At 52.0% G+C, this 1609-nt stretch carries 1 protein-coding gene; it reads left to right on the top strand.

What is annotated here, in order from left to right:
* The coding region (locus tag KDK14_RS13725; RefSeq protein ID WP_257265736.1) for a hypothetical protein at positions 1-1609 on the top strand (1609 nt) is incomplete at both ends.

Below are 1609 nucleotides of genomic sequence, written 5' to 3'. Positions count from 1 at the left end.
GCCATGGCAACCGTCACCCTGATGGCGATGGATCAGCTGGCGGGTGCTGCGGCCCGGCCCGCAGAAGGTGAGCCAGGGAGCCAGTCCCACCCGATACTCGTTAAGGACAGTGCAACACTGGGCAAAATCGGTCAGCCAGGCTATCCCCCTGACGCTCACTACCTTCAGACACAAAGTTTCAGTCATAACACCGGCGTTCCGGTTGGAAATGGCACCAGGCCATTCCAGGGCCATTACGACGGTGGGTGCCATACCATACGCGATCTGAAAAACTGTACGTTCGGTGAACTCGGGTTCGGTGCCAAAGTCGAGAACCTGCGTATTGCCTATGCCACCATTGAACAATCTGACTTGGCCTATGCCACCATTGATCAACCTGACCAGCACTCTGCCGTATTGGCCTGTAAAATGTCCGGTGAATCTGCAATCAGCCATGTCCGGGTTGAACATGGTATCGTTTCAACCCGCCTGTCGGGAACTGTACACGATCCAGCCACCACCGGAGTGATCACCGGGTTATTGGGTAAAGGCAGCAATCTGACAGATATCGATATTGTTAACTGCTCAGTCACTACTTCAGGCCAGCATACCTATACCGGAGTCGGGGCAGGATGGGTTGAGGGTAACATCGAGCGCATGACCGTTGCAGGGACTAACGTTACCAGCGCAGTTGCTCAATATCCAGTCGCTATCGGTGGTGGGCAGGTCACCGGCGAGATAAAACAACTCACCGTAAACAACTGTCGGGTCACAGTTGCAGAAAACGGCGGGAATGCTGCCATTGGTGGTGGAGAGGTGGGCCGTTATGATTCGCTTGGTATTTTTTTTGGCAAGGTCAGCGAGCTTGTTGCCCTGAATAGCCATGTCAGCAATAAACAATTTGCTGCAATTGGAGCTGGCAATGTAGTTAATAATGGCAGTGAGATCAACGGCATAACAGCCATCAATTGTTCTGTTTCAGCTAAATTTTATGCTGCTATTGGTGCAGGCCTGAGTATGGGGCAAGTGACAGACATCACCGCAGTGAACTGTAAAGTCAAGGGTTTGAATGAGGACATTGGCGTTGGTTCCAGGTTCGGAACAGGTGATGTGTCGGGTACTGCATCCCTGAACAGCAGGGTTAACGGTAAACTGACAAACATTGGCAGAGTTAATCTACGAGGTTTATGTAGTACGGCAGATGCACGTATTGTGAACGACGATTGTCATCTAATGCCTGACTCGTTCTTTGAAGACCATTGGAACTGTTCAACAACAGCCACTACCTCCGCACCTGCCCGTTCACCTGCTACCTCGCTAAATAGTTCGTTACCTCAGCCAACGGCAGCTTTTGTCAATAAAACCGGGATGGCTGATACAACCGCACAACAACCGGTAATGACACCACTCAATACAACGACAATGGCCAACACGGATGACCAACTGTCCAGCCAATTCCTGACAACCTCGGCATCTTTCAACAAAACGGCAATGGCCAACACAGTCAGCCCGCTGTCCAGCGAAGCCCTGTCAAGCTTGGCACCCAGCGATAAAACGGCAACGGCCAACACAACCAGCCCGCTGACCAGTCAAGCCCCGACAAGCTCGGCATCACTCGACAAAACGGCAA

This window comes from Endozoicomonas sp. ONNA2 (assembly GCF_024606365.1).
GTDB lineage: Bacteria > Pseudomonadota > Gammaproteobacteria > Pseudomonadales > Endozoicomonadaceae > Endozoicomonas.
The sequence above is the reverse complement of the archived record's forward strand: the minus strand, read 5'-3'. Positions and strand labels throughout refer to the sequence as shown.